Origin of the sequence: Streptomyces sp. NBC_00631, from assembly GCF_045206895.1 — a bacterium.
In the GTDB taxonomy this organism is placed as follows: Bacteria; Actinomycetota; Actinomycetes; order Streptomycetales; family Streptomycetaceae; genus Streptomyces.
In genome coordinates this window covers 159,069-179,639 of record NZ_CP107734.1, presented here as the reverse complement: position 1 = coordinate 179,639, position 20,571 = coordinate 159,069, and the positions used below count along the sequence as shown (strand labels likewise).

The window sequence follows — 20,571 nt, the reverse complement described above, 5'->3', positions numbered from 1 at the left end:
GACACCCTGCCGGTGGACACCCTCACCCAGCACGAGCCCGGCTCCAAGCTCACCCCGCTGCTGCCGTCCCGGCGCGACCAGCCGGTCATGGAGTGGGCCGGCGTCAACGACGACTGGCCGCCGCGTCCGCCACATGGCGCCGGTGGTCGCGCACGGGCGGATGTGCCGACGCCCCGTAGCCGCGCCGGTCGTAGGCGATGACGCGGTGGCCGGCCGCCGCGAGGTCGTCGACGGTCCGGCCCCAGGTCGCGGCCTGGGCGCCGGTGCCGTGGATCAGCAGGAGCGGTTCGCCGGAGCCTCGCTCCTCACAGGCGAGGTCGACTCCCTCGTAGGAGAGGAACATCGGATCCCGCCGCTCAGGCGAAGGTCAGGACGGGCTTGAGGGTGGTGCCTTTCTCGGAGTCCTCGACCGCCTGGTTGATGTCCTCGAAGGCGTACGTCCTGATCAGCTTGTCGAAGGGGAAACGGCCCTGCTGGTAGAGGCCGACGAGCTTGGGGATGAAGTGGCGCGGCACGCTGTCGCCCTCGACGATGCCGCGCACGCTGCGGCCGAAGAGCAGCGAGGACATGTCGAGCGTGGCCTCGGTGCCGAGCGCGGCGGCGCCGATCAGTCCGCAGGTGCCGCCCTGGTTCAGGGCGTCGACGGCCTGCCGCAGGACGGCCGGGACCGCGGTGGTCTCGATGGTGAAGTCGACGCCTAGGCCCCCGGTGAGGTCCCGCAGAGCGGCCACCGTGTCGCCCGCGGCACCGTTGATGACATGCGTGGCGCCGAGCTCCTTCGCCAGCTCCAGGCGCTGTTCGTTCAGGTCGACGGCGACGACGGTGGTGCAGCCGGCGACGACCGCGGCCATGACGGCGCTGATGCCGACCGAGCCCGCTCCGAAGACGGCGATACTGCTGCCCGCCGGGGGTTTGAGGGCGTTGAGGACGCCGCCCGCGCCGGTCTGGATGCCGCAGCCCAGCGGGCCGAGCAGTTCCAGGGGCGCGGCCGGGTCCACCTTGACCACGTTGCGCTCGGTGGCGAGGGCGTAGGTGGCGAAGGCCGACTGGCCGAAGAAGACGCCGTGCACGTCGCCCGACTCGCGGTGCAGGGGTGTGCTGCCGTCGGTGCGCGTGCCCGCGAAGTTGTACGCGAAGAACTGGTCGCAGTACGCGGGCCGGCCCTGGGCGCACATACGGCAGCCGCCGCAGGAGTTGAAGGTCAGCACGACATGGTCGCCGGGAGCCACGTACGTGACGCCGTCACCGACGGCCTCCACGACGCCTGCGCCCTCGTGACCGAGCACGGCCGGAAGCGGTACGGGGTACCACTGGTCGCGGACGATCAGATCGGTGTGGCACACCCCGGAGCTCACGATCCGGACGACGACCTCACCGGGCCGCGGGTCGTCCAGTTCGAGCGGGGCGAGGGTGAAGGGGGCGCCCTTGGTCTCGGTCAGTGCGGCTGTGATGCGCATGGTGCGGCTTCTTTGCCGGTGTTTGTCCCAACGGCAAAGTAGGGGCGGGCGCGCACGCCGGACTGTTCAAGTACTGGACACTTCCGGGGTGCCGTGTCGGAGCCCACCTGTCCCACCGGTCCCACCTGTCTCATACGGTGATCCGCAGTGCCCGCATGCGGCTGTAGAGCGTCGTCCGGCTGATGCCGAGCCGCTGAGCGGCCCGCAGCTTGTTCCCGTGGTGCTCGCGCAACGCGGCCGCGATGGCGTCGTGCTCGGCCCGCTCCAGCGGTGTCATCCTCCGTAGCCGGGGGCTGACCTGGTAGCCCGCCGGCAGGTCACGGGGGGTGACGTCCCCCGCCGAGCGGTGTGCCAGCACCGTACGGACGACGGTGTGGAGTTCTCGCAGGTTGCCGGGCCACGAGTGGCCGGCCAGGGCCGCGCGGCGGATGAGTTTGGGATTGCTCAGCTCGGCCAGAGTCTCCCGGAGCGCTGGGTCTGCCGCCACGAGCACGGCCTTGAGCTGGTTGATGCCCATGGACCGGGACTTGACGGCGGAGGTCTTCGCCATCTTGAACAGCCGGATCGTCTCGACGGGGCCGTCGGTCGTCTTGGCGGGGGCTGTGGCCCGGCCGGAGAGACGGCTCGGGCCGCAGCCCCCGCATCGATCGCGCCTGACTTGCCGTGCCTGCGGCGGGCCGCTTTGTCGGGCTGGTTGACCTCGGTGACGGTGATGCCCTCATGGTGCAGATAGCGGGTGAGGGCGGCTCCGTAGGAGCCGGTGCATTCCACTCCGGCCCGCTGCAACTGGCCGAAAGCACGTACCCAGGAGAGAAGTTGGCGATAGCCCTCCCGGGTCGTGGGAAAGCCTCGCGTGTCCAGTAGGACTCCGGTGCTGGTGATAACCGCAGGAGCAATGCTCAGGACCTGTGGATCGGCCTCGGGAGGGGTGCTTCGCGAGACGCGGAGGGCGTACCTTCCCGAGTGATCGTTTGATGGTCACCGAGTAGACCCGCGTTGCACCGCGGGTTGGGAAGGCACGTCCGTGCTCAGCGTAGTCAACAACGACGGCACCACCGAGACCAGATCCCTGATGGACGACATCGTCCGCGAGGGTGCCCGGCGGATGCTCGCCGCGGCCCTGGAGGCCGAAGTCAACCAGTACATAGCCGAGTTGGCCGGTGAGCGGGACGTTGCCGGCCGCCGTCTGGTGGTCCGCAACGGCCATCACGGCGAACGGATGGTGACCACCGCCGCCGGGCCTGTCGCGGTGAAGGCGCCCCGTGTGAACGACAAGCGCGTCGACGTGGCCACCGGTGAGCGCAAGCGGTTCTCGTCGAAGATCCTCGCGCCGTGGTGCCTCAAGTCTCCGAAGATCAGCGAGGTCCTGCCCCTGCTCTATCTCCACGGACTGTCCTCCGGGGATTTCGTGCCCGCGATGGAGCAGTTCCTGGGTTCCTGGGCCGGCCTCTCGCCGGCGACGGTGACCCGGCTGACGAAGCAGTGGACCGACGACCACACCGCCTTCCAGGCCCGCGGCCTGTCGGATTCCGACTACGTCTACGTGTGGGCCGACGGCGTCCATTCCAAGGTCCGCCTCGGCCAGGCTCACTCCTGCGTCCTGGTTCTCATGGGCGTGCGCCCCGACGGCCGCAAGGAACTCATCGCGCTGGCCGAGGGGCTGCGTGAATCGACCGAGTCGTGGGCGGATCTGCTGCGTGACTGCCGGCGACGCGGCATGCGCGATCCCGAACTCGTGGTCGGTGACGGCGCGATGGGCCTGTGGAGGGCCCTCGCAGAGGTGTTTCCACAGGCCAGACACCAAAGGTGCTGGGTTCACAAGGTCCGCAATGTCATGAACGCGCTACCGAAGTCGGCTCAGCCCGGCGCGAAGAAGGCCCTGCAGGAGATCTACAACGCCGAGGACCGCGACCACGCCGAGAAGGCGATCAAGGACTTCGAGCACGCCTACGGAGCGAAGTGGCCGAAAGCGGCCAAGAAGGTCACCGCCGAGGCCGACGAGCTCCTCGCGTTCTACGACTTCCCCGCCGAGCACTGGGTGCACCTGCGCACGGCAAATCCCATCGAGGGCACCTTCAGCACCGTGAAGCTGAGGACCAAGGTCACCCGCGGGGCCGGGCCCGACCGCGGCCCTGGCGATGGTGTTCAAGGTCGTCGAGTCCGCCCAGGCCCGCTGGCGCGCGATCACCGGCGCCCACCTCGTCGCCCTCGTCCGCGCGGGCGCAAGGTTCGAGAACGGAGTCCTGGTCGAACGCGAGGTGGCGGCATGACGCGACGCCCGGCACTGGTCGCCGTCAGTGGCCCGCCCCTGGCGGCCACGACGACGCCGACACACGCCCTGGTTGATGCGCTCGGCCGGCCGGACGTGTTGCCGTGACGAGATCAAGAACGGGCACGGGCGGTCACCGGAAGCGGTAGGCGCGCTTGGACCGGCGACTCATCTCAGTATTCTGGAACGCCACGCATTCCCAACGTCCGTCGCGGCGACGCAGCGTGAAGGTCTGGAACTTGTCCACATCGACCCGGCCGCCTTTGCCGATGCCGCCGACCGTGGTCACCACCGCCGTGGAGTCGTCCGGCATTCGCACATCGATCGGCTTGACTGTCATGCGCGTGCCCTTCTGCCACCGGGTGAACACCTCGCGGTGTGTCTGCGCGATGGCGGCGCGCCCGAACATGACATCTCCCATGAAGATCACGTATGAGGCGTCCTCGGCGAACTGCGCGGCATAGCCCGTGGCGTCACCCGCGTCCCAAGCCTGCCGGACCCGCTCAAGGAACCCCTCGACCGTGTCCTCGCTCTTGACCGTCATCATCGTCTCCCTTGGTCGGGCGCCCTACAGACACCTCAATCAGTTTCCACTGAAACTATTCCAACTGAAACGATATTGCAAGACGCTCCTCATCACGGACCGAACAACCAGGCCAAAGAGGCCCGATCACCACACCCGAGCGGGCCGCGCCGCGGACTCAACAGCGACGTTGGCATAGACAATCCCGAGCAGCCGACGCAGCTCAGCCTTGTCCTCCGCCGCCAGACCCGCAGTCAGCCGCCGCTCCGAGGCACCCGCCAGCCCGATCAGCTTCTCCAGCTCCACCCGGCCCTCCTCCCGCAGGCACACCAGCTTCACCCGCGCGTCACTCGGCGACTCGCGCCGCTCCACCAGGCCCCTCTCGATGAGCAGCGACAGCAGCCCGACCAAGCGGCTGGCCGGGATACCGAGTGAGGAGGCAAGCTGCTGCTGCGAATGTTCCCCGCCGTCACGCAACCCGCGCAGCACGGCGAAATGCCGCGGATGCAAGTCCTCCTCGGCCAGGGCCGACTCAAATGCGAGAGCCGCCGCGTTCCCCACCGAAGCGATCACGAAGCCGAGCGGCTCGTCCGCCCCGGCTTCCCACGTAGCAGGTCCCTTTCTCACCCGAGCAACGTAACAGCAGCTGACCGTTCCCATCGACACAGTCCTCCGCAGCCCTGCAGCGGGAAACGACCCCTGCCGCCAACCGCCTCCGAAGCCATGTGCTGAAGGCCAGTCACCCACAGGTCTTGACTATTGCTCTAACCGCGCCCCCCCAGCCGCGTGGACATCTTTGTGCGTGTCGACTCCGAGCAGAACCTGCTCTTGCTGATCAGCCGTGTGGTGACGCGGATGGGCTTGCTGAGCCATGCTGGGCACGGTCGCTTGTCTCCTGATCGCCTCGGGAATGCCGGTGGCCGACGCCGGAACGATGTGGCGGTCAGGACTGTGACGGTGCCTGTTGCGAAGGCCCCTATCGGGACACGCCACCGTTTCGGTGACAACATGCACGGCCTCAGACAGCAGTCGGCAGATCAAACGCAAGGCACCAGGGCCAGTCGTAGCGCGGGCCAGACCACCACCCAAGGCGGCACCCCAACATCCTCACAGTCGTAGCGGGTCGCGACGGCGCGAAAGCTCTTCAGGCGGTTGATCGTCCGCTCGACTTCGTTGCGGCGCTTGTACTGCCCCTTGTCGAACCCGGCCGGCCGGCCGCCGCGGCTGCCACGGCGCCGACGGTTGGCCCTCTGGTCCTTCGGTTCGGGAATGGTGTGCTTGATATGGCGTCTGCGCAGGTAGCGGCGGTTCCTGCGGGAGGAGTACGCCTAATAGGCACTGTGGATTGGCAGTTGCCGGTCCTGGCAGGGGCCGGGCGAGACGTCTGGACTGTATGCAGCGCCTGGGAGTGCTTCGACAAGAGGGACGCATGCACGGCCTCTGCCGATTCGAGCTCGGCCGCCATACCGTGCCGTGGTTCGAGCCGTTCCCAGGAACACCTCCCGATCAGCCAGAGCCGTGGAGCTCTTCACGAGAGCGAGGACCCTGGATACCGCTGGGGCCACGGACGGCTGATGGGGTGGTGCGCCTTCGAGCGCTTCTATTAGGTCGCCGGGTGGTCCTGCCACGGCTCGACATGGACGGACAGGGAAGGCCCGAAAGGAGTGCGCGTTGCACGTGACCTGCGGAATCGACTGGGCTGAGGACCATCACGACGTCGCCGTGGTCGACCAGGACGCCCGCCTGCTCGGCAAGCTCAGGATCGGTGACGACGCAGCGGGCTTCCAGGACCTGCTCCGGTTGCTCGCCGACCACGGTGACAGCCCGGACGATCTCATCCCGATCGCGATCGAGACATCTCGCGGACTCCTCGTGGCGTGTCTGCGGGCCTCTGGCGGCCGGGTGTACGCGATCAACCCGATGGCTGTCGCACGCTACCGCGACCGGCACGTCGTCTCCGGCAAGAAGTCCGACCATCAGGACGCCGTTGTCCTGGCGAACATCCTGCGGACCGACGCCGAACTGCATCGGCCATTGCCGCACGACTCTGACCTGGCCAGGGCGATTGCCGTCCTTGCCAGGGCCCAGCAGGACGCGGTCTGGGACCGCACCCGGGCCCACAACCGGCTCCGATCGCACCTGCGTGAGTACTACCCGGGGATCCTCGAAGCGTTCGCCGACAAGCGGGAACGGCTGCTGGCGCGTGAAGCCCGCGCGATCCTGGCGATCGCGCCCACTCCGGCCGAGGCCGCCCGGCTCACCCGAAGCAGACTCAGGGCCGCCGTCACGCGGGCCGGCCGTCAGCGTCGGATCGAAGCCGAGACCGACCGGCTCCTCGAAGTGCTCCGTCGCCCCCGGCTTCGCCAGCCGTCGTTGGTCGAGAAGGCGATGGGGCATCAGGCACGCGCACTGCTGGCCCAGCTCGAGACGGCCTGCCGGGCCTGTGACGAGCTGGCGCACGACACCGAAGAACTCTTTCTGCAGCATCCCGACGCGGAGATCATCACGAGTTTCCCCGGACTTGCCGTGCTCACCGGTGCCCGGATACTGGCGGAGATCGGAGACGACCGCACCCGGTTCGCCACGGCCCGAGACCTGAAGGCCTACGCAGGAAGCGCCCCCGTGACGAGGGAATCCGGCAAGAGCCGTCGTGTCAGCCACCGCCGGATCAAGAACAGCCGCCTGGCCGCGGCCGGCCGGCACTGGGCGTTCGCCGCACTCACCGCTTCACTCGGAGCCCACTCTCACTACAACCGTCGACGGGAAGTCGGCGACCGCTACCACGCGGCCCTCCGCAACCTTTTCAACCGCCTGATCGGCCAGCTCCATCACTGCCTGACCACACGCCAGAAATTCAACGAGGCGGTCGCCTTTGCCCCACCGGCACTGCCATCGCTCGCAACAGCTGCTTGACCCCATAGCTGCATGGGGTGTCTTGTCCGCGCTCAGGTGTCCCGGCCGGGTGCGCGGGCGCCCCTCGCCCCTGCGGGCCACTCGGATGCGTTCGAGTACGGCGATCATCTGCGGTGCGTCGCCCCACTGGCCGGGAGTGACCAGCAGCGCGAGAGGCCTGCGACCACCTTCACTGGCGAGGTGGATCTTGCTCGTCAGGCCGCCCCGGGACCTTCCGAGTCCCTCGTCGGGGCGGTGCTGCCGGGGCGTGGCTCTTTTTTCGGTATGCGGGGTGTCTTCCTGCGGGCGCCGGCGGCGTGTTGGTGGGCACGGCAGGACATAGAGTCGACGCCCACCATGCTCCAGTCGATCCGGCCCTCGGCGTCGGCCTGGACGGCCTGGAGGATCCGGTCCCAGGTCCCGTCCGCAGACCAGCGTCTGTGCCGTTCATAGACGGTCTTCCACCTGCCGAACCTTCCCGGTAGATCCCGCCACGGGATCCCGGTCCGCTCACGGAAGAGGATCCCGTTGATCACCCTGCGGTGACTGGCCCACCGCCCACCACGCCGTCCGCGGACTGGTAGATGCGGCTCCAGGCAGCGCCATTCCTCGTTCGTCAGATCGCCACGGCCCACGAGCAACTACACGGCTCCGCAAGCCGAAACACTCATGATCCGCCGGACAGGCCTTAGGAGGTCACCGGGTGATTTCTAGTCGAGTGCGGTCAGTGCGGTGCGGAGTTCGCCGAGTGCGTGGCGGGCGAGTTCGGTGAGTGTCTGCCGGTTGGCCGGGTGGGTCCATTGGTCGAAGGCGTCGTAGTAGGCGTGGATGGCGAGTTCGGCGGCGAGGCTCGCGGTGGGTGCCGGTACGCCGCGTTCGTGGAGCGCGTCCGTCAAGGCTTCGGCGAGCCGGCCGCGTTTGAGGGCGGCGCGCTCCTGCAGTTCGCTGTTGGCGGCGATGAGCGAGCGGAGTCTGGCGCTGAACTCGCGGCGGTCGTCCGTGAAGGTTGCCGTGATGGCGTCGAGGGCCGCGCCGACCGCCTGCAGGGGTGTGGCCGGGCCGGGCGCCTTGTCGATCGTGTCGGCGAGGAGCCGGGCGTGTGTGTCCTGGCCGGCGAAGAGGACTTCCCGTTTGTCGGGGAAGTGCCGGAAGAAGGTGGTCTTGGTCAGACCGGCCCGGTCGGCGATCTGGTTGACGGTGGTGGCTTCGTAGCCCTGTTCGGTGAACAGGTCGAGTGCGGCGCGCACCAGCCGTTCCCGCGCGTTCGGTTCCCATCGGGCCATGGGCACAGCCTAAGTGAGGTGACTTGGTGCCGTCACGCCGGTTAGAGTGACGGCACCAAGTCACATCACTTCGTTCCGTCCGGGCGGAGTGCTCCGTCCCAGGAGGGCTACTCATGCGTGTATTCGTCACCGGTGCCGGCGGCCACATCGGATCGGCCGTGGTGCCCGAACTGATCGAGGCCGGACACGAGGTCGTCGGTCTGGCGCGGTCCGACGCCTCGGCCCTGGCCGTGAAGGCCATGGGCGCCGAGGTGCGTCGCGGCGACAGTGCCGACCTGGACGGTCTGCGTCCGGCCGCAGCCGAGGCTGACGCCGTCATCCATCTCGCGTTCGACCATGACGCCGTGGCCGCCGGGAACTTCGCCGCCGCCGCGGCCGCCGACCTGGCCGTGGTGGGCGCCTTCGGTGAGGCGCTGGCCGGCACGGGAAAGACCCTCGTCGGCGTCGGCCTGACCCGCACCGGCGACGCGAAGCGGGATGCAGTGATCGACGCCAACCCCCGCTCCGCCGTCGCCCGTGCGATCGCTCAGTTCACCGAGCGGGGCGTGCGGACCGTACTGGTCGCGGTCCCACCGGTCACCCACAGCACACGCGACCGGCACGGCTTCATCCCCACGCTGATCAGGATCGCCCGCGACACGGGCGTGTCCGCCTACATCGGCGACGGCGGCAACCGCTGGGCCGCCGGCCACACCCTGGATGTTGGCCGCCTCTTCCGGCTGGGGCTGGAAAAGGCCCCGGCCGGATCCCAGCTGTACGCAGCCACCGAGGAAGGCGTCACGGTGCGGGAGATCGCCGAGACCATCGGCCGCCACCTGAACGTCCCGGCCGTGAGCATCCCCGCCGGGCAGGCCGCGGACCACTTCAGGGGCTTCCCGTTCATCACCCTCGACATCACGATGTCCAACGCGGACACCAGGCAGTTGCTGGACTGGGAACCGGCCCACCCCGGCCTGATCGCCGACCTCGAAGACGGCCACTACTTCACCGCGGGCTGACCCCGGCCCGCGCCACCGGCCCAGTCGGCGGTTCGTCCACCGCCTGGGCAGGCAAGGGGCTCCGCTGCCCGGCCACATGACCGGCCGGACAGCTCCCCGCGCCGCGCCCGTCGGTGTCTTCGTCTCCGCCCGGCTCCTGCGCGTGCGTGTGCGGTCGCGGTCGGGGCTGCACGATCACTCCCGCGTGGGGCGGTCGCATGACCGCGCCGGTCAGGCACCGCAGCAAGGCCGGTTCAGGCACCGCAGCAGTCAGTGGGAGGCGAGGCAGCAGCCGCCGCGAGACGGTGCAGGGACGGAGCACCCAACGAATATGCGGTAAACGAATTAGGAATGAGTATGAGTTGCTAGGCTTGGCTTTATGGGTATGGGTCTTGAGGAGCGGGTGAGGTCGGCGGTGGCGGCGCTCCTGTATGCGAGCGGTGAATCGCAGTCCGTCCTGGGTGCTGTCCTGGGAGTGAGCCAGGCGCAGGTGAGCCGTCGTCAGCGCGGTAGCGCGGCCTGGACCCTGGCGGATTGCGAGGCGGTCGCCGCGCACTACGGCATCGACGTCTTCGACCTGATGGCGGGGCCGACCCGGGCCACCGAGGCGCTGCCCGCGCGCCGCCGCCGCGCCCTGGGTCACCGGGCCGGCCCTCAGCGTGCTTCGGCTGTCGAGGAAGGCGTGTGATGACGGACTTCGGTGCGATCGACGCGCTGCTCGCCGGCGCCAGGAAGGAGGTCCCGCTGCCACCGGCCGGGGAACGCCGCATCCTGCGCGAGGAGCTGAACCTTTCGCGTTCCCAGCTCGCTGAGGTGCTGGGGGTGAGCCCGTCCACGGTCGGGGGCTGGGAGTCGGGGCGGGACCCGAGCGGCGAGACGAGGGTGAAGTACGCGTACTTCCTCGACGGCGCCCAGGCCAAACTGGCCGCCGAGTCGGTCGGACAAGACCCCGCCGGCGAACCCGGGGGCGAGGTTGCAGCGGATGCCGGGCAGGGCGGGGGCCAGGACGACGGTGACGTCGACGTGCTCGCCACGCCCGAACCGTGCGTGCTGTGCGGGCAGCCCGCCCGCTATCGGGTCGAAGGATTTGCCCAGCACCTGGACCCCGCCGAGTGCGGCACGTCCGGCCCCGTGCACAAGAGCCGGCCCGAGGCGGCACCGGACGAGCCCACGGCGCGGACGGCCCCCCGCCATGGGGAACCCTCCGGCAGGCAGCCGCAGCCGGGACGCGGGGTCAGGGTCGCGCCCGTCGGCCGCCGCCTGAAGTCCGCCGACACGCCGGACCTGATCGGCGCCGCGGTCGCGGCCGCGCTTGCCGAGCACGGCGGGGACGCGGAAGAGGCGACCAGGGCGCTGGTGAAGCGGGCGATCCCGGACGCGATGACGCTGCTGGACCAGAGCCGCAAGGGCGGCCGCTACGAGGTGGTCGCGCACCCGTGGCTGCCCGACGTCCTGCGCAAGCAGTCCTCCCGCGGCGCGGACCAGATCTGGGAGGCCCGCCCAAAGTGGACCCGGCCCGAACTCCCTGCCGGCGAGCACGAGGTCACCGCCCTCGACGTCAACGGCGCCTACTTGTCCGCGCTCAAGACGCACCTGCCGCTCGGCCAGCTGGAGCACTCCGCCGGCAACCAGCACGATCCGCGCCGCGCCGGCGTCCACCTGATCACCCCGCCCGGCTGGGACCACGACGCGCTGCTGCCCAACCCGATCGGCCGGCGTGACGAGCCGGGCCCGCTGTGGGTGACCGAGTCGACCCTGCGCCTGCTGCTGCGGATCTCGGGACCGAAGTACGGGCTGTGCGACCCTCCGGAGATCCACGAGTCGTGGACGTCGGGCGCCACGGAGGGGCTGCTGGAGAAGTTCCGCGTCGCGCTGAAGGACGCCCGGGACCGGGCGATCGCCGAGGACGACGAGGTGACGGGGGAGTACGTCAAGGCGATGTACTCGAAGTTCGTCTCCACGCTCGGGGAGTCGAACTACAACCGCGAGTTGTACCGGACCGACTGGATGCACCTGATCCGCTCGCAGGCGTTCGCGAACCTGTGGTGGCGGGCCCACCGGGCCTATGACGAGGGCCTCATGGTCGTCCGTGTCATGGGTACCGACGAACTCCACGTCATCGGCGACTGGCGCGCCGTCTTCCCCGAGGGCCGCGGCCTGACCGAGATGAAGCCCAAGGACCTCTACACCGTCGGCACTCCCGACCTGCACGACGAGGCGGCCAACTGACCCAGGGCGCCGGACCTCGCCGGCCAGGGGGGATGACCGCAGCGACGCCGGTCCGCCATGACCACTGCTGGGGCGAGACGCCGGCCGGCACGACGTGACGAAGACCCGGTCAGACGAAGACCCGGTCAAGGGATCTCGGCCTGTTGCGGCAGCCGGGCGCCACGGGCCCGCGCCGCCGCAGGGACGCGACGGCGCCGGCCGCCGCGCGGTGTTCGACCTCTGCCTGGTCGGCGCATCGGTGGCGGCCTGCGCGAGTCACAGCTCGGCTCTGCGTGGCCGCCGCCGGGCTGTAGGGCCGGGATCAGGGCGTGCGAGCAGTGCGGGGAGCGGCCTGAACTGCCGTGTACGACGGTGGAGTCGTGGCTGCTGTGCCGGGGCGTGTGCCCCCGTCGAACGCCTGCGTGCCGCCCGGCGCACGGCCCGTGAAGCCTGCTGCGTCCGTCGTCCGGCACGGGTCACTGCGCCGTTCACGCCGTGCCACGCCGGCCTCGTGGCCGCCGGGCATCGGCGGAGGACACCCGGCGCCCGCCAGGCTCTGTCCTGCCTGCTTGCGCGCTGCCCTTGCCGCGTGGGAGCGGGCCGGGGCGAACAGCTCGGCGAAGACGGCTGCAGTCGCTGTTCCACGGACTGGCGTCGACAGCAATCTGTGGGAGATGAGGAGTATTCACTGCGCCACTGGCGGCACGCTGCTCTGCGTTGACGGAATCTGAGACGGCCGTATTTCCGTGCCTGAATTCGTGTAGTATTGGCTCTGGTTGAAACGGAAGTCTGCAAGGGTCGGTCAATTACCTGAGAGGCGAGGAGTCGAGGGTGCCGGAGAGAAATCTTGAGTTCGGCACATTCGGGGCACGCGGCATCAAGGGACACGAAGCCGTTGCCCGCCGGCTCGATGCGCTCGCCGGGTTTGTCGCCACCCCGATCACCCAGCGGCGGGGCCTTTTCGCGCGGCTGCACTATCTGACCCGGACCGACCGCGCCCGCGAAACAGCCCGTGAGGCAGGCCTCACCGTCACCGACCGGACGCTCCAGGCCTGGCTGGGCGGCAAGCAGGCTCCGTCGAAGAAGAACCTGCAGAGCATCGAGACCGCGTACCGGACGGTGCGCCGCCGCAACGTGGCCCGATACCTGCTCGCCCGCCTGAACCGTGAAGGCCGCGGTACCCGAGTCGAGTTCCACCCGGTGAACCAGTCCCAGGTCTCACGCCCCCACCAGCGCGCCTTGTCATACCGCACGCTCAACGTCCGCCACTGGGACCGGATCGTCGAGGCATGGGCCGCAGAGGACGACGACGCCCTGGACGAGGCCTGGGTGAACGACGCGACGGTGGACCTCGGGTCCGAGTGGGGCCAGTACGAGTACGTCACCAACGTCGGGTTTGCCGCCTGACGGATCTGGTGATCTCTCTGTCCGGCGCCCGGCCGCGAAGCTTCGTCTTCAGTCGCCTCGGTCGCTTGCGACGTTCACGGCGATTACTTGCCAGGCCAATTCACTCAGCACGTGAAGAAGGCCGGTGTTCGAGTTCCGCCGGCAACTCGTCCGTGGCCCCGTCATTCTTCGGAGCAATGAGTTTGGGAATGCTTCGTCCAGCAGTTCTCGGAGCGGGGCGAAAATGTTGCCGGCGGCCCTGCGGGTGAGTTGCGGGTTCCTCGGCCACGCTCACGGTCGTGCGGTCGTACAGGGTGCGGGCGTGCCGAGACGCGAGCCTGCGGCCGGGCAGCGGTGACTCGAACGGAACGAACCCTGACTGGGCGGGAATCGGCCCGCCGGCGCGCGGTGTACCGAAGACCCCGCACCACCCCGCACCGTTCAGGCGTGCCCACCCGCACGGCGGCGCTGCCCCGCCACATGCGCGGGCACTCCTTGCGCGCCCTGCGCACGCAGGGCAGGCATGTCGGCGGATGAGTCGTTACCAGGTGGTGAGGCCGGCCTGCTCAATCCGTCCGGGAATCGTCGAGCAGCCACAGTCGGCCGCGGTCGTCCTCGTCGGTCGGCTCACCGCACACCTGACACAGCAGCTCGGCCATGGCGCGGCACGGTCGGCCGGGCCCGTGCCCGCGCGGAGGCCCGCCGGCCCGGCCCCTTGCCGGTCAGGGCGGCGCAGCCGCAGGACGCCGCGGTCGCCGCGATCCGGGGCGACCGCGGCGGCGTAGCCGATCCCGGTGAGCAGTCGGCTGGCAGACGGCGGGCGGGGCATCGATCCACTCGCTCGGCCAGGACGCAACGAACGGCAGGGGTATGTGCGGCAGCTGTTGTGCGTGAACGCCGGCGGCAGCGTGCGGCCCCAGTCGTCACGGCGTGCGGTCTGCCTGCTGTCCGGCCTCGCTCGGCTGCTCGCAGACAGTGCAGATCACGAGGCGGTCACCTGCCGCGGCTCGGTGGCTCGGCGGGCGGGGCCGGCAACGTTCAGCGCGCCGGCGAGCCCCTCGCGGTTTTGGAACGTGAGGGCGTGGCCGGCGCGGTCGACGGCATTTACGAGGGCATACCAGCCGTGCGAGCGGACCAGCCGGTGTGCGCCAGGGGCGGTCGTCGGCAGCCGGGCGATCTCCTCTCGCAGCAGCTTGCCGGTCTTGGCGAGCCGTTCGGGCGTCGGCTGCGCGCGTGCCGCGTCGAACGCGGCCCCGATTGGCACGGGGAGTCGGATCGTGGGTCTGCGGCTCGGCGAACGGGCTCGCGGTCGTCGTGCGCTCGATTGACCTTGGGTTTCAGCTCTTCGCTGTCCTGGGTGGTGCCGGCCGAGACGCCGACGGGGAGGGGCAGTCCGTTCGCATCCGACCGCCGTGAACGGTGTTCTGGTCTTCCGGCGCGAGAATCAGGGCTGCGCGTACGGGGGGATTCCCCTGGTGAGATCGAGAGCAACGGCCGGCGATCAACCGGGGGGACGGCCTGCTCGATGCGCCAGAACGCATACGTGGCAGTCGGGGCCGTGCAGCCTCGCATCAGGGATCGCAGCACGTCGGCCTCACAGCCCGCCGCACGGGGCGAAGCCGTGCTCGGTCAGCCGCCCAACCATCAGCAGGCTTCGCAACGACCACCACGCGCGGATCACGTCGAGGCCGGCGCCGGTGCCGTAGCCGGCGAGGACGTCGTCGAGGTGCTCCTGGTGTCCGAGCGTGAAGGCGGCCAGGTCGTGCAGGGCATCCCCCCGGCCCGCCTCGGACCAGTCGATGATGCCGGTGACCTAGGGCCTGTTGTGAAAATGCTGGTCACAGTCATTCGTTGATGGCTGCGATCAGCACTGCCGCTTCGTAGCGGACGGCGAGTTTTTCGATTGGCGCGTCCCTGGACGCGGACCGCACCGCGGCCACGATCGTGGCCGCCACCCAGGGCGGAGCGGTGATCCTGATGCCCACCGGCCGGATCGCCCACCTCGAAGCCGCACTCGACACCGTGATGGCCTTTCTCCGGACTACCGCCCCACAGGGGCGGCCCCGGCGGCGATGTCCCGGGCGGTTCGGGCCGCCCTGTCCGCGGTGGCGTCCAACGCCTGACCGGAGACGCCGAACAGCCCCTGCCGCAGGAAGACGGCAATGCCGTGGGCTGCGGAGGCGACGCGCAGCAGCAGGTCGTAGGCGGTCTCATCGTCCGGCGTGAGACGGGTCGCGGCGGGCAGGAGGGTGCCGAGCAGCTCCTCGCCGGCGGCGGCGAGGCCCGGGTGCTCGGTCTTGTCCAGGCCGGCGGAGAAGGTGACGTCGAACAGGGCTCGGTCGTCCGCCGCGAAGCGGACGTAGGCCGCGGCGAACGCCGCCAACTGCTCGACCGGGTCCGCGGAGCCGGCCATGGCCAGGGCGAAGCGCTCGCGCTGCTCGCGGTAGCCGCGTTCGGCCAGGACAGCGAGCAGGGCGTCGCGGTCGGCGAAGTGCTTGTACGGCGCGGCGACACTGACCCCGGCTCGGCGGCTGGCCTCGGCCAGCGTGAAGCCGTGGGGCCCGCGCTCGGCGACCAGCGCGAGCGCCGCCTCCTCCAGGGCCCGCCGCAGGTCGCCATGGTGCTGGCCGGTGCGCCGCTTGACAGGGTGGGTCACACCCGTAAGGTTAACAGCATTCACCAGGTAAACGGTATTAACCTCGGAGGTGCTCGCCTTGCCGACCCCTACAGCCCGCTTTCATCACGTCAGCCTGTCCGTGGCCGACCTCGACGCCCTGGAGCGCTGGTACGGCGCCGCACTCGGCCTCGACCAGGTCGAGGAGCGCGTCGACCTGCCCGAGGCGGGGGTGCGCACCGCCGTCCTGTCGGACGGGCACGGCCTGCGTATCGAGCTGATCGAGCGCGAGGGCTCCCGGCAGGTGTCCCGTCCCGATCCCCTGTCCGCCGCGGGCGAGCGAACCTACGGCCACCTCGCCCTGCAAGTTGTGGACCTTGACGCGGTGTTCGCCCGTCTGACCGGCACCTTGGAGGCCGGAGCGGTGTCCGAACCCGGGCAGGGTGCCTCCGCCGGCATGCGCTTCGCCTACGTCCACGACCCGGAGGGCAACCTTCTCGAACTCATCGAGATCCGCGGCGGCTGAGCCGGGCCGGACCCGAAGGTTGCGGCCCGCCCCTGTTGTGAAAGTGCTGGTCACAGCCATTCGTTGATGGCTGCGATCAGCACTGTCGCCTCGTAGCGGACGGAGAGCTTGTCGTACCTCGTGGCGACGGCGCGGTGGCGCTTGAGGCGGTTGATCCCGCACTCGACCGCGTGCCGCTGCTTGTAGTCGTCCTTATCAAACTTCGGCGGCCGACCGCCGCGTGAGCCGCGTTGTTCCCGATTGCGGACCCTGTCTGCCGGGATGGGGATCGTTGCCCTGATCCCGCGCCTGCGCAGGTAGGAACGGTTGCTGCGGGAGTCGTACGCCTTATCGGCTCTCACACGGTCCGGTCGCTTGCGCGGCCTGCCGAGGCCGAGCCGGGGCACCCGGATCGCTTCCAGGACAGCCTCGAACTGCGGCGAATCACCGCGCTGCCCGGCCGTGATCAACACCGCCAGGGGCTTCTGCCCCTGCTCGACCGCGAGGTGAATCTTGCTCGTCAGCCCGCCGCGCGAGCGTCCGAGTCCGTGGTCCGCAGGCTCGACGAAGACCCCGCCGGGCGGCTCCTTCTGGAGATCCCCCTTTTCACCGCTCCGGCCGCGTGCTGGTGGGCCCGGCAGACGGTGGAATCCACGTTCACATCCCAGGTGATCAGGCCCTTGGCATCGGCCTCGGCCTGGAGCCGGGTCAAGATGCCGGCCCAGGTTCCGTCCCGCTGTCAGCGTCGGAAGAGGTCATATACCCGGTCCCACGGTCCATAGCGCTCGGGCACGTCCCGCCAGGGAGCACCGGTGCGGGTCCGCCACCGTATGCCGTCTATCAGCTGCCGCCGTGTCCACACCTGCGGCCGACCCGGCTTGATACCCCGCGGCAGCAGCGGCTCAACCCGGGCCCACTGGCCGTTCGTCAGATCCCCACGTCCCACAGCACGTGATCATCAACCAACAAGATCCACTTTCGCAACAGGCCCTAGTCGCGTCGGCGACGACGTGCGCGATCTGCAGGTCGCCGTGTGTGAACGCCGCGGTCCACGGCCGCAGCGCGGCCTCGGCGACCTGGCGGTTGCGGGTGAGCAGGCCGGCGGGCAGGAGGCCGTGCGTCACGAGCAGCGCGCACTCCTCGTCGAGTTCCGCCGCCAGCGCGCCGATGCTCCGGCCCGGCCCTCCCCGGCGCGGCCCGGCCGGGGAGGCTGGGGTGCGTCGTGCAGCTCCCGGATGGCGGCGCCCGCCGCGGCCCATGCCGCCGGCGACCCGGCCGACGGCCCGCCCGGGCGCCCGAGCGTCGTTTCCGGGATGGGTCGGGACCGGCGCGAGGGCCATCGCCTCCACCTCGACGTCGAGGCGCGCATCGGCGTCCACCTTCAAGAACACGTCACCGACGCGCACAGTCGCGCGTTCGGAACGGGCGACGACGTCGACCTCATCCTTGGCGTCATGGGTGACCAGTTTCCCGGGGGTGATCGCCGGGGTCGCCAGGTTTGTCGCGTGCGACGAAGCGGCCGGCCGCGCCCTGCTCCCCGGCGGCCTCGTGCCCGGCACCGGCCTCCGACCGGTCGAGCCCACCACCTTTTGGGAGTCCCAGGAGGTTCCGCCGGCCAGGGATCCGCACTCCTGCGAGGCCGGATACACGCGAGTGCCGGGGTGGCGCTGGGAGGGGCTCCACTGCTCCGGGGCCGCCGTCATGCACCACTGGCACAGCGGCAGTTGCCGCTCCCGTGCCGATGCGGATTGCGCCTGTGCTGCCTGAGGGGCCCCGTCCCGTCGCCGGCAGACCGTCACATCTCCATGTCCACCGGGGAAATCGACGCGACGTCTCAACGGCGCTGACCGAATCGCCTCCCCTGACGTGCCTTTGCTCGATTACCGAAGGCGGACCGTCGAGCTTTCTCAGAGAGAAGTACCGGCACGCAGGGCAGATGATCTCGGAGTGTGGCGATTGCTGAGCGCGCCCACGAAGGGTAATGTGGTTGAAGGCAGATTGGTTTGACGCTGGCACTTGACGCCAACGAGAGTCGAGAGAATCTTCGAGATCAGCAGGAGCATCTCATGGAATTTCCCCTCGGCAAGCTTTTGGAGCTCAGCGTAGACAAGACTCAATCCCCTGACGGGCAGGACCGGATAGTCGTGACCAGGGATGGTGACTTTCAGTTCTTCCCTTCTGCCGGCCTGATCACCGTGCATCAAGGTGATGAGTTGGACCTGGACGACGAGGATGTCTTCGTGCCATTCGGTGAGGGCGACGTTGAACTTACCCTGAAAGCGGTGAATCAGCCCGGGCATCCGATTTCCCTGGGGTCAGTGTTCATCAGGCGCGACGAAGTCAATGTCGGGGAATTGGCGAAGAAATTCGAGGGCGGCGGCGCTCTGTATGAGCTGAAATACAAAGTCCTGCCCTGAGGCCGTCGTACCTGGCGAGGTCCCTGCCGTCGTAGCCTTCGGCAGTGGACGACAGCCCCGTGCCGGGCTCTGCCGGCACCAGGGGCCGCCGGCCCATGCGGGCAGCCCGCGCCAAAGACACCGGGGTGGGCCAGCTGGTGTGCGGGCGCGGGAATGCTTGACCGTCCCGAATCCCGGCGACGAGCTCCCGATCAACTGACCAGGCGAGAAGGCCCGCTCGCCCCGGGGTGATGCCGATCGAGCTCCTCCAGCACGCCGCTGCGGAGGAGTTCGTACTCCTCACGGAGCCGACGCCACCCGGTCACGGGCCGGGGGATGACGATGGCGCCGGTGACGATCTCCTCCGGCCGGAACTGCTCTCGGGTGAGGTCGATCTCGACTCCCAGCCCTACGCGATTCCACCAGTGGTAGTCCCTGCGCCGGCCGTTGACCTGGACCTCACCGCGGATCAGTTCGCCGCCGAGCAGGTATGACGTGACGCTTGTCCTGGGGAATGACGTGATCGTCGACAGTCCCAGAGTGGGGAGGAGCAATCGTCAGGACCTGTGGAGGGTGTGGGGCACCTTGCGCCAGGGAGAGGCTTCGTCACTTCGCAGACCGTGGCCGCCTCAGGCGAAGTCTGCTGTGGTGATGCCGTCGGGATGTCCGGACGGCCATTCCACCAACTCGATCCGGTAACCGTCCGGGTCCGTGAGCCACGATGTCTTCGGGCCGTGAGGGCCGCCCGGGTACTGGACAGGTCCTGGTTTCAGGCCGGCTTCGGTCAGCGTTTCCAGGGTGGTGGTGAGTCTCTCCACCTGGATCGCGAGGTGGTCGAAACCGCTGCCCACGTCGACCGGTCCGCCGCCGGGGCGGTGGACCAGTTCGAGCGAGGCCGCCGGTTCGTCGGGGAATTTCAGGATCACGAGGCGAGCTGCGTCGCCGGCCTCGACCCTGCCCAGTTCGGCGTAGCCCAGGGCGGTGTAGAAACCGAGCGAGCCCTTCAGGTCGGTGACGCGGCAGGAGACGAAGAGCGTCTTCACGCGGCCTCCTCGGGCCGATGCACCAGGTAGCGCAGATGCGTGACGTCTCGGCCTTCGAGCCGTCGGACGAGGTCGAGCTCGATGTGCTCACCGCCCAGGTGGTCGAACAGCCGTCGGCCGTCCCCGAGGAGGACCGGAACCAGGTGGATCTCCATCTCGTCCAGCTGCCCGGCTCGCAGAAGTGCCTGAGCCGCCGCCCCATGGACCATGACCGGCCGGTCCCCTGCTGCTGCGCGAGCCTGACGGGCGCAGTCCTCGGCATCGGTGACGAAACGCGCGTGGCCGGGTGGCACGTCCCCGTCATCCGCCTGGTGGGTGAGGACGAAGATCGGCACGCCGTCGTGGTGATCGCCCTGCCAGCGTCCGGCGAGTTCGAAGGTCCGACGGCCGGAGATCACAGAGCCGGTCGCCGACGCTTCGCGGTAGACCTGGCCGCTGGGACCGTCGGAGTCCCGGTGGCTGAGCCAGTTGAAGAGCCGTCCGCCGTCGCGTCCGAGTTCCTGCCCCGGCCGGTCGTCCGGGCCGGCGATACAGCCGTCGAGCGACATCGACATGTACAGCCGAATCGGATTGTTCATCCCGGCCTGCCTCTCTCCTCCATGACCACGGGATCCGGCGTTTCCCGATCCGCCGACGGGGGCGGGCTTGTCACAAGGAGGACGTCGGGCAGCCGGCAAACTCATCGGTCGGACGCGCCGGCCTGCTGCCGGGCTGAGGGGGCAGGAGTCATGACCCGTGGATCGCATGGGGTCGTTCCGGCCGCGTGGCTCTCGGTGCGTTCGGCGAGGTGGCCGCGTTCGAAGCGGGCTCCGGCGCGGACGAGTGCGACGAAGTGGGGTGCGTTCACGGCCCGCCACCGCTGCTGGGCGGACTCGACGAGTTTGAAGACCATGGCCAGGGCGGCGGCCGCGCTGCCAGCACCCCGGGTGACCTTTGGTCCGCAGCCCGACAGTGGCAAACGGCCCGGGACCAGGACGCGCGGCAGCTCGGTGTGGGCCCCTGCCCGTGCCCGCTCTGA

Annotated in this window: 20 protein-coding genes and 8 pseudogenes; 8 read left to right on the top strand and 20 right to left on the bottom strand. The window is 69.5% G+C overall.

Annotated elements, in window-relative coordinates:
- Positions 1–103 precede the first annotated feature (103 nt).
- From OHB00_RS00955 to OHB00_RS00940, 4 genes are all read right to left on the bottom strand, one after another.
- The gene (locus OHB00_RS00955; RefSeq protein ID WP_406430251.1) at positions 104–343 is read right to left on the bottom strand and encodes an alpha/beta fold hydrolase; all 240 of its coding nucleotides are present in this window, start codon (positions 341–343) and stop codon (positions 104–106) included.
- 13 nt (positions 344–356) lie between these two features.
- Positions 357–1,457, bottom strand: a complete 1,101-nt coding sequence (locus tag OHB00_RS00950; protein WP_406430249.1) for an NAD(P)-dependent alcohol dehydrogenase — start codon at positions 1,455–1,457, stop codon at positions 357–359.
- Positions 1,458–1,587: 130 nt separating this feature from the next.
- Positions 1,588–2,007: a helix-turn-helix domain-containing protein gene (locus tag OHB00_RS00945; protein ID WP_406430247.1), complete on the bottom strand. Its 420-nt coding sequence runs from the start codon at positions 2,005–2,007 to the stop codon at positions 1,588–1,590.
- Complete coding sequence (locus OHB00_RS00940; protein WP_406445553.1) at positions 1,902–2,318, bottom strand: transposase; 417 nt, start codon at positions 2,316–2,318, stop codon at positions 1,902–1,904. Before OHB00_RS00940 ends, OHB00_RS00945 begins: the two co-directional genes overlap by 106 nt.
- A 163-nt stretch (positions 2,319–2,481) precedes the next feature.
- On the opposite strand from OHB00_RS00940, the pseudogene OHB00_RS00935 reads away from it, so the two are divergent.
- Positions 2,482–3,727 (top strand): annotated as a pseudogene (locus tag OHB00_RS00935) (IS256 family transposase).
- Positions 3,728–3,859: 132 nt separating this feature from the next.
- Here the strand turns inward: OHB00_RS00935 and OHB00_RS00930 are convergent.
- The 3 genes and pseudogenes from OHB00_RS00930 to OHB00_RS00920 all read right to left on the bottom strand — a co-directional run.
- The gene (locus OHB00_RS00930) at positions 3,860–4,270 is read right to left on the bottom strand and encodes an SgcJ/EcaC family oxidoreductase (protein WP_406430245.1); all 411 of its coding nucleotides are present in this window, start codon (positions 4,268–4,270) and stop codon (positions 3,860–3,862) included.
- Between the two features lie 126 nt (positions 4,271–4,396).
- On the bottom strand, positions 4,397–4,876 hold the full coding sequence (locus OHB00_RS00925) for a MarR family winged helix-turn-helix transcriptional regulator (RefSeq protein WP_406430243.1): 480 nt from the start codon (positions 4,874–4,876) through the stop codon (positions 4,397–4,399).
- Positions 4,877–5,361: 485 nt separating this feature from the next.
- Positions 5,362–5,577 (bottom strand): annotated as a pseudogene (locus tag OHB00_RS00920) (IS5/IS1182 family transposase); the annotation flags it as partial.
- A 343-nt stretch (positions 5,578–5,920) separates the two neighbouring features.
- Here OHB00_RS00920 and OHB00_RS00915 point away from each other — a divergent pair.
- Positions 5,921–7,162: an IS110 family transposase gene (locus OHB00_RS00915; protein WP_406430241.1), complete on the top strand. Its 1,242-nt coding sequence runs from the start codon at positions 5,921–5,923 to the stop codon at positions 7,160–7,162.
- 21 nt (positions 7,163–7,183) lie between these two features.
- Here the strand turns inward: OHB00_RS00915 and OHB00_RS00910 are convergent.
- A pseudogene (locus tag OHB00_RS00910) lies at positions 7,184–7,776 on the bottom strand (IS5 family transposase); the annotation flags it as partial.
- A gap of 75 nt (positions 7,777–7,851) precedes the next feature.
- Complete coding sequence (locus OHB00_RS00905) at positions 7,852–8,424, bottom strand: TetR/AcrR family transcriptional regulator (RefSeq protein ID WP_406430239.1); 573 nt, start codon at positions 8,422–8,424, stop codon at positions 7,852–7,854.
- A gap of 113 nt (positions 8,425–8,537) precedes the next feature.
- Between OHB00_RS00905 and OHB00_RS00900 the strand changes: the two genes are divergently transcribed.
- The 4 genes from OHB00_RS00900 to OHB00_RS00885 all read left to right on the top strand — a co-directional run bounded on the left by OHB00_RS00900 (position 8,538) and on the right by OHB00_RS00885 (position 13,016).
- Entirely contained in the window at positions 8,538–9,422 is an 885-nt protein-coding gene (locus OHB00_RS00900) for an SDR family oxidoreductase (protein ID WP_406430237.1), read from the top strand.
- 358 nt (positions 9,423–9,780) lie between these two features.
- On the top strand, positions 9,781–10,089 hold the full coding sequence (locus OHB00_RS00895) for a helix-turn-helix domain-containing protein (RefSeq protein WP_406430235.1): 309 nt from the start codon (positions 9,781–9,783) through the stop codon (positions 10,087–10,089).
- Positions 10,089–11,630, top strand: a complete 1,542-nt coding sequence (locus OHB00_RS00890) for a helix-turn-helix transcriptional regulator (protein WP_406430233.1) — start codon at positions 10,089–10,091, stop codon at positions 11,628–11,630. The genes OHB00_RS00895 and OHB00_RS00890 overlap by 1 nt, the downstream gene beginning before the upstream one ends.
- 810 nt (positions 11,631–12,440) lie before the next feature.
- Complete coding sequence (locus OHB00_RS00885; protein WP_406430231.1) at positions 12,441–13,016, top strand: transcriptional regulator; 576 nt, start codon at positions 12,441–12,443, stop codon at positions 13,014–13,016.
- A 961-nt stretch (positions 13,017–13,977) separates the two neighbouring features.
- On the opposite strand, the gene OHB00_RS00880 is transcribed toward OHB00_RS00885, so the two are convergent.
- From OHB00_RS00880 to OHB00_RS00860, 5 genes and pseudogenes are all read right to left on the bottom strand, one after another.
- A complete protein-coding gene (locus OHB00_RS00880; protein WP_406446350.1) occupies positions 13,978–14,259 on the bottom strand; it encodes a hypothetical protein in 282 nt (93 codons plus the stop codon).
- 29 nt (positions 14,260–14,288) lie between these two features.
- Positions 14,289–14,402, bottom strand: a pseudogene (locus tag OHB00_RS00875) (IS5/IS1182 family transposase); the annotation flags it as partial.
- Positions 14,403–14,564: 162 nt separating this feature from the next.
- A pseudogene (locus tag OHB00_RS00870) lies at positions 14,565–14,808 on the bottom strand (aminoglycoside phosphotransferase family protein); the annotation flags it as partial.
- Between the two features lie 31 nt (positions 14,809–14,839).
- Positions 14,840–14,980, bottom strand: a complete 141-nt coding sequence (locus OHB00_RS00865) for a hypothetical protein (protein ID WP_406430229.1) — start codon at positions 14,978–14,980, stop codon at positions 14,840–14,842.
- A 56-nt stretch (positions 14,981–15,036) separates the two neighbouring features.
- A complete protein-coding gene (locus tag OHB00_RS00860) occupies positions 15,037–15,651 on the bottom strand; it encodes a TetR/AcrR family transcriptional regulator (RefSeq protein WP_406430227.1) in 615 nt (204 codons plus the stop codon).
- Positions 15,652–15,709: 58 nt separating this feature from the next.
- Between OHB00_RS00860 and OHB00_RS00855 the strand changes: the two genes are divergently transcribed.
- Complete coding sequence (locus OHB00_RS00855) at positions 15,710–16,135, top strand: VOC family protein (RefSeq protein ID WP_387540106.1); 426 nt, start codon at positions 15,710–15,712, stop codon at positions 16,133–16,135.
- 50 nt (positions 16,136–16,185) lie between these two features.
- Here OHB00_RS00855 and OHB00_RS00850 read toward each other — a convergent pair.
- Positions 16,186–17,060, bottom strand: a pseudogene (locus OHB00_RS00850) (IS5 family transposase).
- 52 nt (positions 17,061–17,112) lie between these two features.
- A pseudogene (locus OHB00_RS00845) lies at positions 17,113–17,454 on the bottom strand (phosphotransferase); the annotation flags it as partial.
- A gap of 726 nt (positions 17,455–18,180) precedes the next feature.
- Here OHB00_RS00845 and OHB00_RS00840 point away from each other — a divergent pair.
- Complete coding sequence (locus OHB00_RS00840; RefSeq protein ID WP_406430225.1) at positions 18,181–18,531, top strand: hypothetical protein; 351 nt, start codon at positions 18,181–18,183, stop codon at positions 18,529–18,531.
- A 191-nt stretch (positions 18,532–18,722) separates the two neighbouring features.
- Here the strand turns inward: OHB00_RS00840 and OHB00_RS00835 are convergent, their stop codons facing one another.
- From OHB00_RS00835 to OHB00_RS00820, 4 genes and pseudogenes are all read right to left on the bottom strand, one after another.
- Positions 18,723–19,064, bottom strand: a complete 342-nt coding sequence (locus OHB00_RS00835; RefSeq protein WP_406430223.1) for a hypothetical protein — start codon at positions 19,062–19,064, stop codon at positions 18,723–18,725.
- Positions 19,065–19,139: 75 nt separating this feature from the next.
- Positions 19,140–19,553 carry a VOC family protein gene (locus OHB00_RS00830; RefSeq protein ID WP_406430221.1) on the bottom strand — a complete coding sequence of 138 codons (414 nt, stop codon included), beginning with the start codon at positions 19,551–19,553 and terminating at the stop codon, positions 19,140–19,142.
- Positions 19,550–20,131, bottom strand: coding sequence for a dihydrofolate reductase family protein (locus OHB00_RS00825; RefSeq protein ID WP_406430219.1), 582 nt, complete (start codon positions 20,129–20,131; stop codon positions 19,550–19,552). Before OHB00_RS00825 ends, OHB00_RS00830 begins: the two co-directional genes overlap by 4 nt.
- A gap of 101 nt (positions 20,132–20,232) precedes the next feature.
- Positions 20,233–20,518 (bottom strand): annotated as a pseudogene (locus OHB00_RS00820) (hypothetical protein); the annotation flags it as partial.
- Between the last annotated feature and the right edge of the window lie 53 nt (positions 20,519–20,571).